This is a genomic window from Halopseudomonas sp. (genome assembly GCF_036961105.1).
Classification (GTDB): domain Bacteria; phylum Pseudomonadota; class Gammaproteobacteria; order Pseudomonadales; family Pseudomonadaceae; genus Halopseudomonas.
On sequence record NZ_JBALWW010000008.1, the window covers coordinates 123504 to 141018 of the forward strand.

Below are 17515 nucleotides of genomic sequence, written 5' to 3' on the forward strand. Positions count from 1 at the left end.
GACGTAGTACCGCTGGTCTCAGAACGCTGCTCCTGCGGTCTGCTCGCCTTCAGGAGTCGAGGGAGGGGACTCTTGAAGGCGTGTGCGCACGGGTGCTTACAACCCCTTGGCGCTGTCTACCAACTGGCGGATCATCTTGAACAGTTTGCGTGACGCTGCCGGTGCCTTGTTCTGCTCTGCTTCCTTGGTGGCTTGTCTTACCAGGTGGCGGATCTGCTGCCGGTCTGCGGCGGGGTAGGCAATGATGAACAGTTCGAGTTCATCGGCGCGCCCGGTCAGCAGACGGTCGCGCCAGCGTTCCATCTGGTGGAAATGCTGGGCGTGCTCCTTGGTGCTGCTGTCGATCAGGTCAAGATAGGTCTGGATGGCGTCGGTGTCCTGATCGCGCACCAGCTTGCCAACGAAGCTCATATGACGCTTGAGTGCACCGCGCGCGGTATGCCGCGGCGCTTCAGCCAGTGCCAGGCGCAGCTTGTCGGTCAGCTCCAGCTTGCTCAGTTGGTCGGGTTTGAGCGTCAGCAGCCGCCGCCCCATTTCCTGCAGTGCATCCATTTCCCGTTTGATCTGGCTCTTGCTCTTGCCTTCATCAGAGGGTTCGAGGGATTCGTCTTCGTGAAACTCGGTCATGGCTTGCCTGCTGAAACGGTTGGAATAATGCACGGGTGAATGACAAAGCGCTGCCGGGAAAGCCCGCCGCACTGGCGCCAATGATACCCGTTCTGACCCTCGCAGGGGTAATCGACTGTGGTCGGCTGCCGCGCAACACCGCTACAATGGGGCACATTGCTCCGGAGGATATATGACGACACCGATTTCGACTCAAGCCGAGGATCCGCAAGCCCTGCGTACCAGCCTGGAACAGCGGGTAGCCTTTATCGTTGAGGAAGCGCGGCGCCAGGGTGCGACCGCCAGCGAAGTCGGCGTCAGTCAGAACACCGGTCTGTCTGTTGGCGTACGCAAGGGCGAGGTAGAAACGGTCGAGTTCAACCGCGACCAGGGGTTTGCCATCACCCTCTATGCGGGCCAACGCAAGGGCTCGGTGAGCACCTCCGATAACTCGGATGAGGCGATACGCAAGGCGGTGGAAACCGCGCTGATCATTGCCAAGCATGCCTCTGAAGATCCTTGCGCCGGTTTGGCTGAGGCCGAGCTGATGGCGCAGCGGATGCCTGATCTTGACCTGTTTCACCCCTGGGAGATCAGCGCCGAAGCTGCCATCGATAAAGCCCTGGCATTGGAGGCCGCAGCGCTGGAAGTGGATTCGCGCCTGACTACCGACAGCGCCCAGGTCAGTACTCAGCAGGGTTGCCGAGTCTATGGTAATAGTCACGGCTTTATCGGGAGCTCCATGGGCTCGCGGCACAGCGCCGCTGCCGTGCTGATTGTTGGCTCGGAGCACGGCATGCAACGCGATTACTGGTATGCGGTGGACCGCGTGCCAGAGCGTTTGCCCAGTGAACAGGCGATTGGCCGCAAAGCCGCCGAGCGTACCCTGGCCCGACTCAATCCCAAACCGATAAAGACCGCCAAGGTACCGGTGCTCTTTGCCGCCGATCAGGCGGTGGGGCTGGTTGGGCATCTGCTCGGCGCCATATCCGGCGGGGCAGTCTACCGGCAATCCACTTTTCTGCTTGATGCGCTGGGGCAGCCGGTCTTCCCGGACTGGATGACCATGCAGGAAAAGCCCTTCGAACTGCGCGCGTTGGGCAGCGCTACCTTCGACGGGGATGGTCTGGCCACGCGAGAGCAGGCCTTTATCGATCAAGGGCAACTGAGCAGCTGGATATTGTCCACCTATTCCGGGCGCAAGCTGGGCATGCCGAGCACCGCCAACGCCGGCGGCGTGCATAACCTGCAGGTCATCAGCAATGCAGGTGATCTCGACTCGCTGCTCAAGGAAATGGGCACCGGCCTTCTGGTGACCGAGCTGATGGGGCAGGGGGTTAACGGCGTAACGGGCGATTATTCACGCGGCGCCGGCGGCTTCTGGGTCGAGAACGGCGAGATACAGCATGCCGTCAACGAAGTGACCATCGCCGGAAACCTGCGCGACATGTACGCCAACCTACGGTGCGTGGGCAACGATCTGGAGCGTCGCGGCAACTACCTCACTGGCAGCTGGCTGGTTGATGGGATGACGGTGGGGGGCGCCTAGCGGCGCCAGCTACAAGCTGCAAGCTCCAAGCTACAAGCAAACCGCAAGACGCGAACTAGCAGCTGCAAGCAGATACGCACCCCTCCGCTTCCTGCGCGGGAATGACTATTTCTGAGGGCATATGGTGGTTTTGCCTCGGACTGAACATCAGATCAGTTGCTGAGAGAGGGTGGGTCGGTCTCTTGTTAAGGGCCGACTAAAGCGCACATTTTCCTGAATACCACTTGACGGATAATACCCAGGCACCATTCTGATAACGCTTGCAGCTTGCAGCTTGCAGCTTGCAGCTTGCAGCTTGCAGCTTGCAGCTTGCAGCTATTCCCCTTCCCCAAAATAGTCATTGATCAGTGCCAGCAGTTCCTCCAGCGCCTCTTCGGCCTGTTCACCTTCGCAACTGATGCAGATTTCGCTGCCTTTGCTGGCGGCCAGCATCATCACCTGCATGATGCTTTTGCCATCGACCTGCAGGTTTTCGTCCTGGCCGACTTTCACCTCGCAGCCGTAGCGGCTGGCGACGCCCACAAATTTGGCAGCGGCGCGGGCATGCAAGCCAAGCTTGTTGATGATTTCTATACGGGTGGTCGGCATATCAGGGCAGGTCGCGGTGGCGGATCAGGAGGTTGGGGGTGCTGGTGCCCAGGTCTTTTACCAGCCGCTCTACCAGGTAGACGGAGCGGTGGTGGCCGCCTGTGCAGCCGATCGCAATAGTCATGTAACTGCGCTCGCCGGCAGCGTAGCGCGGCAGCCACTTTTTCAGAAACTGACGGATGTCCTGATACATCTCTTCGACGTCGGGCTGGCTGTCGAGGTAGGTGCGCACAGGTTCGTCACGTCCGGAGAATGCCCGCATGTCTGGCCGCCAGTACGGGTTGGGCAGACAGCGAACATCGAAGATGATGTCGGCATCGGCCGGTACACCGCGCTTGAAGCCAAAGGATTGGATCAGTACCGAAGGCGTGCTGCCCTGACTGCCAAGCAGGCGCTGTTTTACCTGATCACGCAGTTGGTAAAGATTAAGGTGGCTGGTGTCTATTTTCAGCGTCGCCAGATCTATGATCGGCTCGAGAATGCGCAACTCCTGGGCAATAGCCTCGGCCAGCGAACGCTCATTGTCGGTGAGGGGGTGTTTGCGGCGGGTCTCCGAGAAGCGCTTTATCAGTACATCATCGGCGGCGGCCAGAAACAGCACCTCGCAATGCACACCGGCGTCGCGTACCTGTTTGAGCAGCTCGGGGAAGCGCTGCAGGTCGCTGGCCAGATTGCGCGCGTCGATGCTGATGGCAACGGCGGGCAGGCTCAGTTCGGCTTCACTGGCCTGGCGGGCGAGTTCCGGCAGCAGCCCGGCTGGCAGGTTGTCGATGCAGTAGAAGCCATTGTCTTCCAGCAGGTGCAGCGCGGTACTCTTGCCTGACCCGGAACGGCCACTGACGACAACCAGGCGCATTGTTTCAGCCGTCCCCGGCAGTCATGACGTCGTAGAGGCTCTGGGCGTCGGGTGCAGCGCGCAGCGCATCGCGCAGCTCGGCCTGATCCAGCTTGCCGGCGAGCATTTTCAGAATCTGCAGGTGCTGATCGGTTGCTTCCTGAGGTACCAGTAGAACGAATATGAGGTCTACAGGTTGACCGTCCAGCGCATCAAAATCGATTTTCCCTTCCAGTTGCAGCAGGGCACCAATGGCTTGGTGACAATCGCCCAGCCGGCAGTGGGGAATGGCAATACCGTTGCCAAAACCGGTAGAGCCCAGCTTTTCGCGGGCTATCAGGCTTTCGTATATGGCATCGGGGTCAAGGTTGGTGTGCTGGGCAACCAGCTTGCCGATCAGCTCCAGCACACGTTTCTTGGACCCCCCCTGAACGCCCGAAAAGGTGCGGTCAGGGGTCAAGATATGGTCTATTTGCATGATTATGCGGTGGGGTTCGCGTTAACGGTCATTGGCGCCCTGCAGGCGGTCGATGTGCTTTTCTTTGTGCTTGATCAGTTGCCGGTCAAGCTTGTCGGTGAGCTGGTCGATAGCCGCGTACATGTCGGTACTCTCGGCCAGGGCGACGACTTCGCCACCGGCGACATGCAGGGTAGCTTCGGCCTTCTGGCGGAGCTTTTCAACCTCGAGGGTGACCTGGACATTGGTTATCTTGTCAAAGTGCCGCTCCAGGCGGGCCATTTTTTCAGTGACGTAGTCGCGCAGTGCGTCGGTGATATCGAGTTGATGACCGCTAATGTTCAGTTGCATACGGCTTCTCCTGATTGGCTTGATGTTGCGGGGGTGACCAGATGTCACCCGGTGATGCCACTGCTTGATCCTTGACGGCTTATACCAGTCTCTTGCGTTCGCTCGAAGGTGCGATGTTGAGCGATTCGCGGTACTTTGCGATGGTCCGGCGGGCCACCTCGATGCCTTGTTCTTCCAGTAAACCAGCGATCTTGCTGTCGCTCAATGGTTTCTTTGGGTTTTCTGCTGCAACCAGTTTCTTGATCAGCGCGCGGATGGCGGTAGAAGAGAATTCGCCACCTTCGCTGGTGCCCACATGACTGGAAAAAAAGTACTTGAGCTCGAAGATGCCACGCGGCGTATGCATGAATTTCTGCGTGGTTACCCGCGAGATAGTGGACTCGTGCATGCCCACGGCTTCCGCGATGTCATGCAGTACCAGCGGCTTCATCGCCTCTTCGCCCTGCTCGAGAAAGCCGCGCTGGTGCTCGACGATCTGCGTGGCGACCTTCATCAGGGTTTCATTGCGGCTCTGCAGGCTCTTGATGAACCAGCGGGCTTCCTGCAGATGGTTGCGCAGGTAGGTATTGTCTTCGCTGGAGTCGGCCCGGCGGACCATGGAGGCGTACTGACCATTGACCCGCACCTTGGGCACCGACTCCTGATTCAGCTCGACCAGCCAGCGGTTGTTGTCCTTGCGCACAATGACATCGGGAATCACGTATTCTGGCTCGCCGGAGGCGATCTCGCCGCCGGGCCTGGGGTTGAGCGTCTGAATCAGCGCCACTGCATCGCGCAGTTGATCCTCCTTGAGCTTGCTGCGACGCATCAGCTGGCTGAAGTCGCGGCTGCCGAGCAGTTCCAGATGATCACGGATCACGCGGGTGGCCTGCTCCAGCATGGGTGTATCGGCCGGTAGCTGGCGCAGCTGCAGCAGCAGGCATTCGCGCAGGTCGCGCGCACCCACGCCAACCGGCTCGAACTGCTGAATACGGTGCAGGACCATCTCAACCTCGTCCAGCTCCACTTCCAGTTCCGCTGGCATAGAGGCGAGGATGTCTTCCAGCGACTCTTCCAGGTAGCCATCGGCATTGATGCCGTCGATCAATGCGGTGGCGATCTCATAGTCGGTTTCCGACATGGGGATCAGGTTGAGCTGCCATTCCAGGTGACTCTGCAGGGTTTCACCGGTGCCGGTACGCGAAGTGTAGTCCCAGTCTTCCTCATCCTGGCTGGGCAGCGAGCTGGCGGAGGTCTGATAGACATCTTCCCACTGGGTGTCTACCGGCAGCTCATTGGGGATCTGTTCGTTCCAGTTGCCCTCGTCGGGCTGGCTGTGCTGGTCAATGGCATCAAGGGTGACCGGCTCAGGCACTGTGACCGAGGTCGGGTCGCCATCGCTGTCGTTGTCGTTGCTGTCACTGCCGCCGGCGCTGTAGTCATCATCGCTGTCGTCGGCCATCTCCAGCATGGGATTGGCCTCCAGTGCTTCCTGCACCTCCTGCTGGAGGTCAAGACTGGAAAGTTGCAGCAGTCGGATGGCTTGTTGCAGCTGCGGTGTCATCGTCAGCTGCTGTCCCATCTTGAGGACGAGCGAGGGTTTCATTGTGTGGCGAATTACCTTGTGCGCTAGGTCAAACCAATATCGAGGCCGCTCTGGCTCATGTTGCCTTGTAGCATGCCTGAAACCTTTGCCGTTTTATAGCCGGAAGGCGTGGCCCAGGTAGACATCCTTCACCGTCTGGTCGGCCAGCACGGTCTCGGCGTCGCCTTCGGCAATGATGTGGCCGTCGTTGACTATGTAGGCCTTGTCGCAGATATCCAGCGTCTCACGGACGTTGTGATCGGTGATGAGTACGCCAATCCCCTTGTCCTTCAGATGCTGAATGATCTGTTTGATGTCGCTGACTGAAATCGGGTCAACCCCGGCAAAGGGCTCGTCAAGCAGAATAAAGCTGGGATCGGTGGCCAGTGCGCGGGCGATCTCGGCACGGCGCCGCTCGCCGCCGGACAGGCTCATGCCCAGATTGTCGCGTAGATGCTGAATATGAAACTCGCGCAGCAGCGACTCCAGTTTGCCCTTGCGGCCTTCGGCATTCAGGTCCTTGCGGGTTTCCAGGATCGCCATGATGTTGGCGGCCACAGTCAGCTTGCGAAAGATCGACGCCTCCTGCGGCAGGTAACCGAGGCCTTCACGGGCACGGCCATGCATAGGCAGGGCGGTGAGGTTCTTGTCATCGATGTGGACCTCGCCCTGATCTGATTTGACCAGCCCAACGATCATGTAGAAGCAGGTGGTCTTGCCGGCGCCGTTCGGGCCCAGTAGTCCGACCACTTCGCCGCTGTCGATGGAGATCGACACGTCCTTGACTACCTGGCGGGTCTTGTACGCCTTGGCCAGGTGTCGGGCTTGTAGTGTGCTCATGGTGCGCTTGACTCGCTTTCGCCAGTGTCGGGCTCGGCAGGCGGCTGGGCAGCATTGCCGCGGCTGCGCGGTTGAATGGTGATTTCGATGCGGCCATTGCCGTTGCTTTCGGCGCCGCTGGCGCCGGTGCTGGTGTTGCGTCCGGCATTGACTACCTGGGCGCGCACGTCATAACTGACGTAGTCGCCCTGGAAGGTATTGCCAGACTGCTCCAGAAAGGCGTCGTCGATCAGCACCACGCGTTCATCGGCGGCGTAGTACTCGATGGTCTGCGCGCGCGCCTTGACCGGCGGCTCGTTGGCCTGCTGCGTCTGCTGGTAAGTCGCGGGGCCGCCCTGGGTGACCATCTTGTTCAACTGGCCCTGGGCGTCTCGCGTCAGGGTTACCCGGGAGCCGGCCAGGCGCATGCTGCCCTGGGTGATAATCACGTCGCCGGTATAGACGGCGGTGTTGCGCTTGTCGTCCAGGGTGGCGGCGTTGGCCTGAATGCGAATGGGCTGGCTGCTATCGCTGGGCAACGCATGCACGGCGGTGACCGGACACAGTGCCAGGGTCATGACAAAGAGGGATTTAGCGCACCTCATGTTGGCCTCGTACTTTGGACAGCAGCTGCAGGCGGCCGTCGTTGAGAAATAACTGCATGCCCGTGGCGGTGGTGAGGCTCTGGGCTGCTTCGATTTTAACGTCTTGATCGGTTTCGGCATAATCGCGCGCCGGGAACAGTGTCAGCGCGGAGGTGGTCAGGCGTCGGGCTGGCTGGTTGGCCAGCTCCTGCTGCAATAGCACATTGTTCTGCAGATCGACCCGGTCGCCCTTTTCGGTGACCAGCCCTTCGTCCGCTTCCAGCAACCAGGGAGCAGGGTCCTCGCCGCGGTAGAACAGGAGCTTCGGCTCTTGCAAGTGGGTGCTGCCGTCCTCTACCTGATGAACTGCGTGGCTGGTGGTGAGTTCATAGGCGGTCTTGCCCTGTTCGTTCAGTGCCTGGATGCGGGCGTTGTCTATATAGAAGTCCGGGCGTGCCTGCTCGGCATCGCCGGTAAGGGGGGTAAAACTGGCCGGCCGAATATTCCAGTAACCCATGCTCAGGGCCAGCGCCACTCCCAGCAATACCAGCAGGCCGGTTAACAGGTAGCGGGGCATGCTGAGTTTCACAGGTAGGCCGCCTGGGCTTCTTCAAGGGTGCCCTGCGCCTGCATGATCAACTCGCAGAACTCGCGGGCGGCACCGGCACCCCCTACGGCAGTGGTAATTCCGTGGGCGTGCTTGCGCACGAAGCTGTCGGCGCTGGCTACCGCCATGCCGAGACCGACGCGGCGCATGACCGGCAGATCGGGCAGGTCGTCGCCCAGAAAGGCGATCTCGTGCATCTCGGCCGCCACCCGCTCACGCAGCTCGGCAAGCGCGGTGAGTTTGTCTTCGCGGCCCTGAATCAGATGCTGGATGCCTAGTGCACTGGCGCGGCGTTCTACCAGTGGCGAGTTGCGCCCGCTGATGATGGCGACCTCGACGCCGCTGGCAATCAACATCTTGATGCCGTGACCGTCCAGCGTATTGAACGACTTGAACTCGGTACCATCGGGCATGAAGAACAGGCGGCCGTCGGTGAGTACGCCATCCACGTCAAAAATCGCCAGGCGGATGGCGCGGGCGCGTTCGGCAATCTGTGTGGGGGTCTGGTTCATACTACTCCTGCGCGCAACAAGTCATGCATGTTCAGGGCGCCGACCGGCTGGCCTTCGGCATCGACCACAAACAGGCCACTGATCTTGGCATCTTCCATGATCTTAAGCACTTCGGCGGCGAGCATACCACTGCGCGCGGTCTTGCTGCGCGGGGTCATTACCTGGGCGATGGTCATGGCGTGAAAGTCGATATTCTGATCCAGCGTACGGCGCAGGTCACCGTCCGTGAAAATGCCTACCAGCTGTTTGTGCTGGTCGATCACGCCGGTGAGACCCAGCCCCTTGCAGGTCATTTCCAGCAGGGCATCGCGCAGAGAGGTCTCAGGGTTGACCAGTGGCATGGTCTCGCCGCTGTGCATGATGTCGTCCACCAGCAACAGCAGACGACGACCGAGGCTGCCGCCAGGGTGTGAAAAGGCGAAATCTTCTGCGCTGAAGCCGCGAGCCTCGAGCAGGGCTATGGCCAGGGCATCGCCCATCACCAACGCCGTGGTGGTGCTGGAAGTAGGGGCCAGGTTGAGCGGGCAGGCTTCCTGGGCTACGGCGGTATCCAGGTTGGCGATGGCGGCCTGCGCCATGGTCGAGGCCGGATTGCCGGTGATGCTGATCAGTGGCACACCCATGCGTTTGATCAACGGCAGCAAGGTGACCACTTCGGCGGTGTTGCCGGAATTGGACAGCGCAATCACCACGTCCTGCGGGGTAATCATGCCCATGTCGCCATGGCTGGCTTCGCCGGGGTGCACGAAGAAGGCCGGGGTGCCGGTACTGGCAAGCGTGGCAGCCAGCTTGCGGCCAATGTGCCCGGACTTGCCCATGCCGGTCACGACAATGCGGCCGGTGCAGGCCAGAAGGGTGTCGCAGGCCTGCACGAAGGAGGCGCCAAGGCGCTGCAGCAGCGAGTCGACGGCGTCGCGTTCCATGCTGATGGTGCGCTGCGCGGAGGCAATATAGTCAAAATCAGGCATTGTGCTTTATCGGTAATCAGTGAGGGCTGAAGTATAGCGGTTTGTGCGACGTAACTCACCAGCGAGCCACTTTTCGGCTGGTGGGGAGCAACCGGCTGCGCAATATTGGGTAACGGAGTGTTTCCCACCTTGGGCTGCACTGGCGTAACTGATATATTACGCGGCTCAATGTGCCCGAGGTCTGGGCGCGAGTCAGGAAGAGCACCTCCCAGCTATGACCGATTCTTCGGATTACATCGTCGATCTTCAGCAGATTACCTTTAGTCGCGGCTCAAGGCTGATCTTCGATGGCGTGGACATCCGCATTCCGCGTGGCAAGGTTACCGGCATCATGGGGCCCTCCGGCTGTGGCAAAACAACCTTGCTGCGTCTGATAGGCGCTCAGTTGCGACCCGACAGCGGAGCCATCTGGGTCAATGGTCAGAATATTCCGGAGCTGGGGCGCGAGCAACTCTTTGCGGCGCGCCAGCACATGGGCATGCTGTTTCAGAGTGGCGCGCTGTTCACCGATCTGAACGTGTTCGAGAACGTCGCCTTTCCGCTGCGGGTTCATACCCAGTTGACTGAAGAGATGATTCGTGACCTGGTCCTGCTCAAGTTGCAGGCAGTCGGTCTGCGCGGCGCCCAGCAGTTGATGCCCGATGAGTTATCCGGGGGCATGAAGCGTCGTGTGGCGCTGGCTCGTGCCATTGCTCTGGATCCGGAATTGATGATGTACGACGAGCCTTTCGTCGGCCAGGACCCGATTTCCATGGGGGTGCTGGTGCGCCTGATCCGGTTGCTGAACGACGCCTTGGGGCTGACCAGTATTGTGGTTTCGCACGATCTGGCCGAGACCGCCAGTATCGCCGACTATCTATATGTAGTGGGCGATGGTCAGGTACTGGGGCAGGGTACGCCGGATGAGCTGATGAATTCGGACAATCCGCGCATTCGCCAGTTCATGCAGGGCGAGCCCGACGGCCCGGTTCCTTTTCATTACCAGGCGCCCGAATACTTGTCGGAGCTGTTGCACAGGGAGCACAAGCAGTGAGTGTGGTTTCTCAGGTGGCCCTGTTGGGGCGCGCCGGTCTGGATACCGTCTCGGCCTTGGGTCGCTCCGGCGTATTCCTATTCAATGCGTTGCTGGGGCGCGCGCGCTTCGGCAACGGTTTTGCTCTGCTGCTCAAGCAACTGCACGCGGTAGGTGTGCTGTCGCTCGCTATCATCGTCGTCTCTGGCCTGTTCATCGGCATGGTTCTGGCGCTGCAGGGCTACAATATTCTGGTGGGCTATGGCTCGGAGCAGGCAGTGGGGCAGATGGTCGCGCTGACGCTGCTGCGCGAGCTGGGCCCGGTGGTCACCGCCTTGCTGTTTGCCGGTCGCGCCGGTTCGGCGCTGACTGCAGAAATCGGCCTGATGAAAGCCACCGAACAGTTGTCGAGCATGGAAATGATTGGCGTCGATCCATTGAAGTACGTGATCGCGCCGCGCCTCTGGGCGGGCTTTATCTCCATGCCGCTGCTGTCGATGATCTTCTGTGTGGTGGGTATCTGGGGTGGCGCGCTGGTAGCGGTTGACTGGCTGGGCGTTTACTCGGGCTCCTACTGGGCGAACATGCAGAACTCGGTCGAGTTTGTCGATGACGTGCTCAACGGCATGGTCAAATCCGTGGTGTTTGCCTTTGTGGTCACCTGGATCGCCGTGTTCCAGGGCTATGACTGCGAGCCTACCTCGGAAGGCATCAGCCGCTCCACCACGCGCACCGTTGTATATGCCTCGCTCGCGGTACTCGGGCTGGATTTTATTCTCACTGCTTTGATGTTCTGATTAGCCAAGGAAATAACCAATGCGTACCCGTAATCTGGAATTGACTGTCGGGGTATTTATTATTGCCGGCCTGCTGGCTCTGGCCGTATTGGCGCTCAAGGTAAGTGGGCTGACCGCCGGTGGGGCAGGCAATACCTATAGCGTACATGCCTATTTTGACAACGTCGCCGGGCTTACTCCCAAGGCGAAGATAACCATGTCCGGTGTGACCATCGGCCAGGTAACCGCCATCGAGTTCGACAAGACGCGCTACGCCGCCCGCGTCGATATGGCGATCGACCGCAAGGTCAATACATTGCCTGCCGACAGCACCGCTTCCATTCTGACCGCCGGTCTGCTGGGCGAGAAGTATGTGGGCATCTCTGTTGGTGGCGATGACGAGGTGCTGAGCGACGGCTCGGAGATTTACGACACCCAGTCGGCGCTGGTGCTGGAGGAACTGATTGGGCGATTCCTGCTCAATACCGTGAGTAAAGAAGAATGACCTGCGTAGCCTATAGGAGAGTCACCATGCGTGCAGCAGTTCGGTTTGTGCTGGCCCTGATCATCAGCATGCCAGCGTGGGTGCAGGCAGCGGTCACGCCCCAGGAAGTGGTTGACGATACCTCGCACAAGGTCATGACAGTGCTGGATGCCAACCGTGAAACCTATCGTAACGACCCCGAGGCGTTCCTTCAGGGGTTGAATGAAGTGCTCGATCCGGTCGTTGATTTTGAAGGCATTGCCAGCAGCGTGATGACAGTGCGCTATAGCCGCAGTGCCTCGGATGAGCAGGTTCAGCGTTTCATCGACACCTTCAAACGCAGCATGGTGCAGTTCTACGGCAATGCGCTGCTGGAGTTCAAGAGTGGTGAGATCACCGTGCTGCCGCCGAACAATCGCGAGCCGCGGCCTGATCGCGCCAGCGTGGATATGCAGGTCAAGGCCAGCGATGGCCAAGTTTACACCGCCACTTACACCATGACCGAGATCGACGGACAATGGAAAGTGCGCAATGTGATTGTCGAGGGTATCAACATCGGGCTGTTGTTCCGTGATCAGTTTGCCCAGGCCATGAAGGCCAACCGCAATGATCTGGATGCGGTGATTGATAACTGGGGCAGTGTGGTTGCCAAGTCCAAGGAAGCGGTCAAAAAGGAAGTTGATCAGTGAGCGACAAGCCCGCCACTGCCAGTGTGCACGCCGATGACCAGGGTGTGCTGCAACTGACCGGCGTGCTCGATTTTGTCAGCGTGCTGCCGCTGCGCGAGCAACTGATGCAGCGGATTGCCGCCGGCAGAGGTGCTATCATACTCGACCTTTCCGGGCTGCAGCGGGTCAACAGCGTCGGCCTGTCACTGCTGTTGCGGGTCGCCGAGCAGGCCGAGCAGAGTGAGCGCGCGCTGCATTTGCGCGGCGTTCCTGCGGGGTTGCAGAGCATCGCGGCCGTTTGCGGGCTGGACGGCTGGCTGCAGCAAGTCTCGGCGGCCTGAGCTCAACGCGCTTCCCACTTATGGTTGTGGTCTGCCCAGGGCAGACTACTGGACGGAGAAACAGACGATGCAACCCAGCGAAGTCAAACAACTGATCGAATCCAGCCTGGCCGATACCCAGGTGATGGTAGAGGGCGAGGGCTGCAACTTTCAGCTCAACGTAATCAGTGATGCGCTGGCGGCGCAGTCGCCGGTCAAGCGTCAACAGCAGATTTATGCGCTGCTCAATGACTATATTGCCGATGGGCGTATCCATGCGGTAACCATGAAGTTTTATACCCAGGAGACCTGGGCGAACCGCGCCTGAGGTCTGGAGAAAGAGATTCCGTATGGACAAGCTGATCATCACCGGCGGCAACCGCCTGGATGGGGAAATTCGTATTTCCGGAGCCAAGAACTCCGCCCTGCCGATCCTGGCTGCTACGCTGCTGGCCGATGAGGCCGTCACCATCTGCAACCTGCCGCATCTGCATGACATTACCACCATGATCGAGCTGTTCGGTCGCATGGGCGTGCAGCCGGTGGTAGACGAGAAAATGAACGTCGAGGTGAACCCCACCAGCATTACCACGCTGGTTGCGCCCTATGAGCTGGTGAAGACCATGCGCGCCTCGATTCTGGTGCTGGGCCCCATGGTCGCACACTTCGGCAAGGCCGAAGTGGCGTTGCCGGGCGGCTGCGCCATCGGCTCGCGGCCGGTGGACCTGCACATTCGCGGGTTGGAAGCCATGGGCGCGACCATCACCGTCGAAGGTGGCTACATCAAGGCACAGGCGCCCGAAGGCGGCCTGCGTGGCGCGCACTTTTTCTTCGATACCGTGAGTGTGACCGGCACCGAGAACATCCTCATGGCCGCTACCCTGGCCAAGGGCAAAACCGTGCTCGAGAACGCCGCGCGTGAGCCCGAAGTAGTGGATCTGGCCGAGTGCCTGATCGCCATGGGCGCGCAGATTTCCGGTCACGGTACGGCCACCATCACCATTCACGGGGTCGAGCGCCTGCACGGCGCGCGCTACTCGGTCATGCCTGACCGTATTGAAACCGGCACCTATCTGGTGGCCGCCGCGGCAACCCGTGGTCGCATCAAGGTGAAAGATACCGACGCCTCGATTCTGGAATCGGTGTTGCTCAAGCTGGAAGAGGCAGGCGCCCATATCGAAACCGGCAAGAACTGGATCGGCCTGGACATGAAGGGCAACCGCCCCCGTGCCATCAATCTGCGTACTGCCCCGTATCCGGCCTTCCCGACCGACATGCAGGCGCAATTCGTGGCCATGAATACCGTTGCCGAAGGCACCGGCACGGTGATCGAAACCGTATTCGAAAACCGCTTCATGCACGTGCAGGAAATGAACCGCATGGGGGCGCACATTCTGGTCGAGGGCAATACCGCAATTGTCACCGGTGTCGAGCAGCTCAAGGGTGCTCCAGTCATGGCGACCGACCTGCGCGCTTCGGCGAGCCTGGTCATTGCCGGTCTGGTAGCCGAGGGCGACACGCTGGTCGATCGCATCTATCACATCGATCGCGGCTACGAATGCATTGAAGAGAAACTGCAGGCACTGGGCGGCATCATTCGTCGCGTGCCGGCATAACGAGAGTAGTCATGAGCCAGAGTCTGACCATAGCGCTGTCCAAGGGGCGCATCCTCGACGATACCCTGCCGCTGTTGAAAGAAGCGGGCATCGAGCCGCTTGAAGATCTGGAGAAGAGCCGCAAGCTGATCTTCTCCACCTCGGATCCGGATGTGCGTCTGCTCATCGTGCGCGCCACCGACGTGCCCACCTATGTAGAACTGGGTGCGGCTGATCTGGGTGTGGCCGGCAAGGATGTGCTCATGGAGTACGGCAGCCAGGGGTTGTACGAGCCGCTGGATCTGAAGATCGCCAACTGCAAGTTGATGACCGCAGGCCCGGTGAACACGCCCGAACCCAAGGGGCGGCTGAAGGTCGCTACCAAGTTTGTCAATGTGGCGCGCCGCTACTACGCCGAGCAGGGCCGACAGGTCGATGTGATTAAGCTCTACGGTTCCATGGAGCTGGCGCCGCTGGTTGGCCTGGCCGACAAGATCATCGACGTGGTCGACACCGGCAACACCCTGCGCGCCAATGGGCTGGAGCCTCAGGAAATGATTGCCGAAATCAGCTCGCGCTTGATCGTCAACAAGGCTTCCATGAAGATGAAGCATGCCCGCATCAAGGCGCTGATCGATCTGCTTTCCGCTGCGGTAGAGCGCCGCGCGAGCTGAGCCTGAAGTTGTTCCAACCACCCCCATCGTAGAAGGTAACCCCCATGAGTACGCCGCTTAAAATCGCCCGTCTGAACGCCAATCAGAGCGATTTTGCGCAGCACCTGGACGCCTTGCTGGCCTGGGAAGGTGTCTCCGACAAGGCGGTCAACCAACGGGTGGAAGAGATCATCGCTGCCGTGCGCGAGCGTGGCGACGCAGCACTGATCGAATACACCGCGCGGTTCGACGGGTTGCAGGTCGACAGCATGGCTGACCTGATCCTTGGTCGCGCTCGGCTGGAACAGGCGCTGGAACGCATTACCGACGAGCAGCGTGAGGCCCTGGCTGTGGCCGCCGAGCGGGTCAAGCGCTATCACGAACATCAGCGTCAGGAGTCCTGGCGCTATACCGAAGCCGATGGCACCGTGCTGGGCCAGCAGATCACACCGCTGGACCGCGCCGGCCTTTACGTGCCAGGCGGCAAGGCGTCCTATCCTTCCTCGGTATTGATGAATGCGATTCCGGCCAAGGTCGCCGGCGTACCTGAAGTGGTCATGGTAGTGCCCACGCCCCGTGGTGAAATCAACGAGCTGGTGCTGGCGGCGGCTTGTCTGGCTGGCGTTGATCGGGTTTTCACGATCGGCGGCGCGCAAGCGGTTGCCGCACTGGCCTACGGTACCGAAAGCGTGCCACGGGTAGACAAGATAGTCGGCCCCGGCAATATCTATGTGGCCACTGCCAAGCGCGCAGTGTTCGGCCAGGTGGGTATCGACATGATCGCCGGCCCGTCCGAAATTCTGGTGGTGTGCGATGGCCAGACCGACCCGGACTGGATCGCCATGGATCTGTTTTCGCAGGCCGAGCACGACGAAGACGCCCAGTCCATTCTGCTCTCGCCCGACGCTGCGTTTCTTGACGCCGTAGAGGCCAGTCTCAACCGCTTGCTGGGCGAGCTGGAGCGCGAGTCCATCGTGCGCGTTTCGCTGGAAAATCGCGCCGCACTGATCAAGGTTGACGATCTGGCGCAGGCCTGCGAGCTGACCAACCGCATTGCCCCCGAACACCTTGAGTTGTCGGTGGCCGATCCCGATGCGCTGCTGCCGCTGATTCGCCACGCCGGCGCCATTTTCATGGGTCGCTATACCCCCGAAGCTTTGGGCGATTACTGCGCCGGCCCGAACCACGTATTGCCTACTTCCGGCACTGCGCGCTTCTCCTCGCCACTGGGCGTATACGACTTCCAGAAGCGCTCTTCGGTGATTTTCTGCTCAGCCGACGGCGCCTCCGAACTCGGCAAAACCGCCTCCGTCCTGGCCCGCGGCGAGAGTCTTACTGCCCATGCGCGTAGTGCGGAATACCGCATAAAAACCTAGCAGCAAGCGACAAGCAACAAGCAACAAGCAAGGCTGTGCTCCTTACCCGGCTTTGGGATTGGCTTGTAGCTTGCCGCTTGTGGCTTGAAGCTCAATTGAGGATTGCCCCTGTGAGTCGTTTCTGGAGTCCCTTCGTCAAATCGCTGGTGCCTTATGTGCCGGGTGAGCAGCCCAAGGTTGAAAATCTGGTCAAGCTCAACACCAACGAAAACCCCTTCGGGCCATCGCCCAAGGTGATTGCTGCCATTCAGGCGGAGTTGAACGATAGCCTGCGGTTGTACCCTGCACCGAACGCCGACGCGCTCAAGGCGGGAATCGCGCGTTATCATGGGGTGACCAGCGCACAGGTCTTTGTGGGTAACGGGTCGGATGAGGTGCTCGCGCACATTTTTCACGGCTTGTTCCAGCATGATCTGCCGGTGCTTTATCCGGATATCACCTACAGCTTCTACCCGGTGTATTGCGGTCTTTACGGCATCGAAGCTGCGCCACAACCGCTGGACGATGATTTCTGCCTGTCACCTGCAGATTATCTGCAGCGCAACGGCGGCATCATTTTCCCCAACCCCAATGCACCTACCGGCGTGGGGCTGCCGCTGGCCGCTATTGAGGCGATAGTGCAGGGCAGCCCGGATTCGGTGGTAGTGGTAGATGAAGCCTATGTCGATTTTGGCGGTGAGACAGCCGTTGCGCTGGTCGATCGCTACCCCAACCTGCTGGTTACCCAGACCCTGTCCAAGTCGCGCTCACTGGCAGGCTTGCGGGTGGGTTTCGCCGTGGGCCATCCTGACCTGATCGAGGCGCTGGAGCGCATCAAGAACAGCTTCAACTCCTACCCGCTGGACCGTCTGGCGATTGCGGGTGCGGTGGCGGCCATGCAGGACCAGCAGTGGTTCGATGAGACGCGCAACGCCGTCATTGCCAGCCGTGATCAGCTGAGCGCGGCGCTACTCGAGCTGGGATTTGAAGTGCTGCCGTCGCAGGCGAATTTTGTTTTCGCCCGTCACGTTCAGCACGATGCGGCCGAGCTGGCGCAGGGCCTGCGCGAGCAAAAGGTGATAGTGCGGCACTTCAAGTTGCCACGTATCGATCAGTTTCTGCGCATCACCATAGGCACCGATGCGCAGAATCAGGCGCTGCTGGACGCGCTGAAAAAACTGCTCTGAGGCGAGGGCGCTGCTGTGTGCGCTG

At 60.2% G+C, this 17515-nt stretch carries 22 protein-coding genes; 11 read left to right on the forward strand and 11 right to left on the reverse strand.

Annotated features, from left to right (window positions below):
* Window positions 1–96: 96 nt before the first annotated feature.
* Window positions 97–627 (reverse strand): ribosome biogenesis factor YjgA, encoded by a 531-nt coding sequence (gene yjgA / locus V7756_RS10330; protein ID WP_335610078.1) that lies wholly within the window; start codon window positions 625–627, stop codon window positions 97–99.
* A gap of 172 nt (window positions 628–799) precedes the next feature.
* Here yjgA and pmbA point away from each other — a divergent pair, with 172 nt between their 5' ends.
* A complete protein-coding gene (gene pmbA, locus V7756_RS10335) occupies window positions 800–2155 on the forward strand; it encodes a metalloprotease PmbA (RefSeq protein ID WP_335610079.1) in 1356 nt (451 codons plus the stop codon).
* A gap of 315 nt (window positions 2156–2470) precedes the next feature.
* Here pmbA and V7756_RS10340 read toward each other — a convergent pair whose 3' ends face one another.
* From V7756_RS10340 to V7756_RS10385, 10 genes are all read right to left on the reverse strand, one after another.
* Window positions 2471–2743 (reverse strand): HPr family phosphocarrier protein, encoded by a 273-nt coding sequence (locus V7756_RS10340; protein WP_335610080.1) that lies wholly within the window; start codon window positions 2741–2743, stop codon window positions 2471–2473.
* 1 nt (window position 2744) lies between these two features.
* Window positions 2745–3599, reverse strand: a complete 855-nt coding sequence (rapZ, locus tag V7756_RS10345) for an RNase adapter RapZ (RefSeq protein WP_335610081.1) — start codon at window positions 3597–3599, stop codon at window positions 2745–2747.
* A gap of 4 nt (window positions 3600–3603) precedes the next feature.
* Window positions 3604–4059 carry a PTS IIA-like nitrogen regulatory protein PtsN gene (ptsN, locus tag V7756_RS10350; protein WP_335610113.1) on the reverse strand — a complete coding sequence of 152 codons (456 nt, stop codon included), beginning with the start codon at window positions 4057–4059 and terminating at the stop codon, window positions 3604–3606.
* 18 nt (window positions 4060–4077) lie between these two features.
* Complete coding sequence (hpf, locus tag V7756_RS10355) at window positions 4078–4386, reverse strand: ribosome hibernation promoting factor (protein ID WP_335610082.1); 309 nt, start codon at window positions 4384–4386, stop codon at window positions 4078–4080.
* A gap of 79 nt (window positions 4387–4465) precedes the next feature.
* Window positions 4466–5971 (reverse strand): RNA polymerase factor sigma-54, encoded by a 1506-nt coding sequence (locus V7756_RS10360; RefSeq protein ID WP_335610083.1) that lies wholly within the window; start codon window positions 5969–5971, stop codon window positions 4466–4468.
* A 93-nt stretch (window positions 5972–6064) separates the two neighbouring features.
* Window positions 6065–6790, reverse strand: a complete 726-nt coding sequence (gene lptB, locus V7756_RS10365) for an LPS export ABC transporter ATP-binding protein (RefSeq protein ID WP_335610084.1) — start codon at window positions 6788–6790, stop codon at window positions 6065–6067.
* Window positions 6787–7374 (reverse strand): lipopolysaccharide transport periplasmic protein LptA, encoded by a 588-nt coding sequence (lptA, locus tag V7756_RS10370; protein WP_335610085.1) that lies wholly within the window; start codon window positions 7372–7374, stop codon window positions 6787–6789. Before lptA ends, lptB begins: the two co-directional genes overlap by 4 nt.
* A complete protein-coding gene (gene lptC / locus V7756_RS10375) occupies window positions 7361–7930 on the reverse strand; it encodes an LPS export ABC transporter periplasmic protein LptC (protein ID WP_335610086.1) in 570 nt (189 codons plus the stop codon). Before lptC ends, lptA begins: the two co-directional genes overlap by 14 nt.
* A gap of 8 nt (window positions 7931–7938) precedes the next feature.
* Entirely contained in the window at window positions 7939–8472 is a 534-nt protein-coding gene (locus V7756_RS10380) for a KdsC family phosphatase (RefSeq protein WP_335610087.1), read from the reverse strand.
* Window positions 8469–9440, reverse strand: coding sequence for a KpsF/GutQ family sugar-phosphate isomerase (locus V7756_RS10385; protein ID WP_335610088.1), 972 nt, complete (start codon window positions 9438–9440; stop codon window positions 8469–8471). The genes V7756_RS10380 and V7756_RS10385 overlap by 4 nt, the downstream gene beginning before the upstream one ends.
* A 214-nt stretch (window positions 9441–9654) precedes the next feature.
* Between V7756_RS10385 and V7756_RS10390 the strand changes: the two genes are divergently transcribed.
* The 10 genes from V7756_RS10390 to hisC all read left to right on the forward strand — a co-directional run bounded on the left by V7756_RS10390 (window position 9655) and on the right by hisC (window position 17490).
* Entirely contained in the window at window positions 9655–10473 is an 819-nt protein-coding gene (locus V7756_RS10390) for an ATP-binding cassette domain-containing protein (RefSeq protein ID WP_335610089.1), read from the forward strand.
* Window positions 10470–11249 (forward strand): lipid asymmetry maintenance ABC transporter permease subunit MlaE, encoded by a 780-nt coding sequence (mlaE, locus tag V7756_RS10395; RefSeq protein ID WP_442908990.1) that lies wholly within the window; start codon window positions 10470–10472, stop codon window positions 11247–11249. The genes V7756_RS10390 and mlaE overlap by 4 nt, the downstream gene beginning before the upstream one ends.
* A 19-nt stretch (window positions 11250–11268) precedes the next feature.
* Window positions 11269–11733, forward strand: a complete 465-nt coding sequence (mlaD, locus tag V7756_RS10400; RefSeq protein WP_335610090.1) for an outer membrane lipid asymmetry maintenance protein MlaD — start codon at window positions 11269–11271, stop codon at window positions 11731–11733.
* A 26-nt stretch (window positions 11734–11759) separates the two neighbouring features.
* Window positions 11760–12401 carry an MlaC/ttg2D family ABC transporter substrate-binding protein gene (locus tag V7756_RS10405; protein ID WP_335610091.1) on the forward strand — a complete coding sequence of 214 codons (642 nt, stop codon included), beginning with the start codon at window positions 11760–11762 and terminating at the stop codon, window positions 12399–12401.
* Window positions 12398–12721, forward strand: a complete 324-nt coding sequence (locus V7756_RS10410; RefSeq protein WP_335610092.1) for an STAS domain-containing protein — start codon at window positions 12398–12400, stop codon at window positions 12719–12721. The genes V7756_RS10405 and V7756_RS10410 overlap by 4 nt, the downstream gene beginning before the upstream one ends.
* A gap of 67 nt (window positions 12722–12788) precedes the next feature.
* Entirely contained in the window at window positions 12789–13028 is a 240-nt protein-coding gene (locus tag V7756_RS10415; protein WP_335610093.1) for a BolA family protein, read from the forward strand.
* 22 nt (window positions 13029–13050) lie between these two features.
* Window positions 13051–14316, forward strand: coding sequence for a UDP-N-acetylglucosamine 1-carboxyvinyltransferase (gene murA, locus V7756_RS10420; protein WP_335610094.1), 1266 nt, complete (start codon window positions 13051–13053; stop codon window positions 14314–14316).
* An 11-nt stretch (window positions 14317–14327) separates the two neighbouring features.
* Window positions 14328–14969: an ATP phosphoribosyltransferase gene (hisG, locus tag V7756_RS10425; RefSeq protein WP_335610095.1), complete on the forward strand. Its 642-nt coding sequence runs from the start codon at window positions 14328–14330 to the stop codon at window positions 14967–14969.
* Between the two features lie 44 nt (window positions 14970–15013).
* Window positions 15014–16324, forward strand: a complete 1311-nt coding sequence (hisD, locus tag V7756_RS10430) for a histidinol dehydrogenase (RefSeq protein WP_335610096.1) — start codon at window positions 15014–15016, stop codon at window positions 16322–16324.
* A 110-nt stretch (window positions 16325–16434) separates the two neighbouring features.
* Window positions 16435–17490, forward strand: a complete 1056-nt coding sequence (hisC, locus tag V7756_RS10435) for a histidinol-phosphate transaminase (protein WP_335610097.1) — start codon at window positions 16435–16437, stop codon at window positions 17488–17490.
* Window positions 17491–17515 lie beyond the last annotated feature (25 nt).

What these genes read in the sequence shown, in the direction of transcription:
- yjgA (WP_335610078.1), bottom strand. Translation starts at nt 627, where the DNA reads ATGACCGAGTTTCACGAAGACGAATCCCTCGAACCCTCTGATGAAGGC.
- pmbA (WP_335610079.1), top strand. Translation starts at nt 800, where the DNA reads ATGACGACACCGATTTCGACTCAAGCCGAGGATCCGCAAGCCCTGCGT.
- V7756_RS10340 (WP_335610080.1), bottom strand. Translation starts at nt 2,743, where the DNA reads ATGCCGACCACCCGTATAGAAATCATCAACAAGCTTGGCTTGCATGCC.
- rapZ (WP_335610081.1), bottom strand. Translation starts at nt 3,599, where the DNA reads ATGCGCCTGGTTGTCGTCAGTGGCCGTTCCGGGTCAGGCAAGAGTACC.
- hpf (WP_335610082.1), bottom strand. Translation starts at nt 4,386, where the DNA reads ATGCAACTGAACATTAGCGGTCATCAACTCGATATCACCGACGCACTG.
- V7756_RS10360 (WP_335610083.1), bottom strand. Translation starts at nt 5,971, where the DNA reads ATGAAACCCTCGCTCGTCCTCAAGATGGGACAGCAGCTGACGATGACA.
- lptB (WP_335610084.1), bottom strand. Translation starts at nt 6,790, where the DNA reads ATGAGCACACTACAAGCCCGACACCTGGCCAAGGCGTACAAGACCCGC.
- lptA (WP_335610085.1), bottom strand. Translation starts at nt 7,374, where the DNA reads ATGAGGTGCGCTAAATCCCTCTTTGTCATGACCCTGGCACTGTGTCCG.
- lptC (WP_335610086.1), bottom strand. Translation starts at nt 7,930, where the DNA reads ATGCCCCGCTACCTGTTAACCGGCCTGCTGGTATTGCTGGGAGTGGCG.
- V7756_RS10380 (WP_335610087.1), bottom strand. Translation starts at nt 8,472, where the DNA reads ATGAACCAGACCCCCACACAGATTGCCGAACGCGCCCGCGCCATCCGC.
- V7756_RS10385 (WP_335610088.1), bottom strand. Translation starts at nt 9,440, where the DNA reads ATGCCTGATTTTGACTATATTGCCTCCGCGCAGCGCACCATCAGCATG.
- V7756_RS10390 (WP_335610089.1), top strand. Translation starts at nt 9,655, where the DNA reads ATGACCGATTCTTCGGATTACATCGTCGATCTTCAGCAGATTACCTTT.
- mlaD (WP_335610090.1), top strand. Translation starts at nt 11,269, where the DNA reads ATGCGTACCCGTAATCTGGAATTGACTGTCGGGGTATTTATTATTGCC.
- V7756_RS10405 (WP_335610091.1), top strand. Translation starts at nt 11,760, where the DNA reads ATGCGTGCAGCAGTTCGGTTTGTGCTGGCCCTGATCATCAGCATGCCA.
- V7756_RS10415 (WP_335610093.1), top strand. Translation starts at nt 12,789, where the DNA reads ATGCAACCCAGCGAAGTCAAACAACTGATCGAATCCAGCCTGGCCGAT.
- murA (WP_335610094.1), top strand. Translation starts at nt 13,051, where the DNA reads ATGGACAAGCTGATCATCACCGGCGGCAACCGCCTGGATGGGGAAATT.
- hisG (WP_335610095.1), top strand. Translation starts at nt 14,328, where the DNA reads ATGAGCCAGAGTCTGACCATAGCGCTGTCCAAGGGGCGCATCCTCGAC.
- hisD (WP_335610096.1), top strand. Translation starts at nt 15,014, where the DNA reads ATGAGTACGCCGCTTAAAATCGCCCGTCTGAACGCCAATCAGAGCGAT.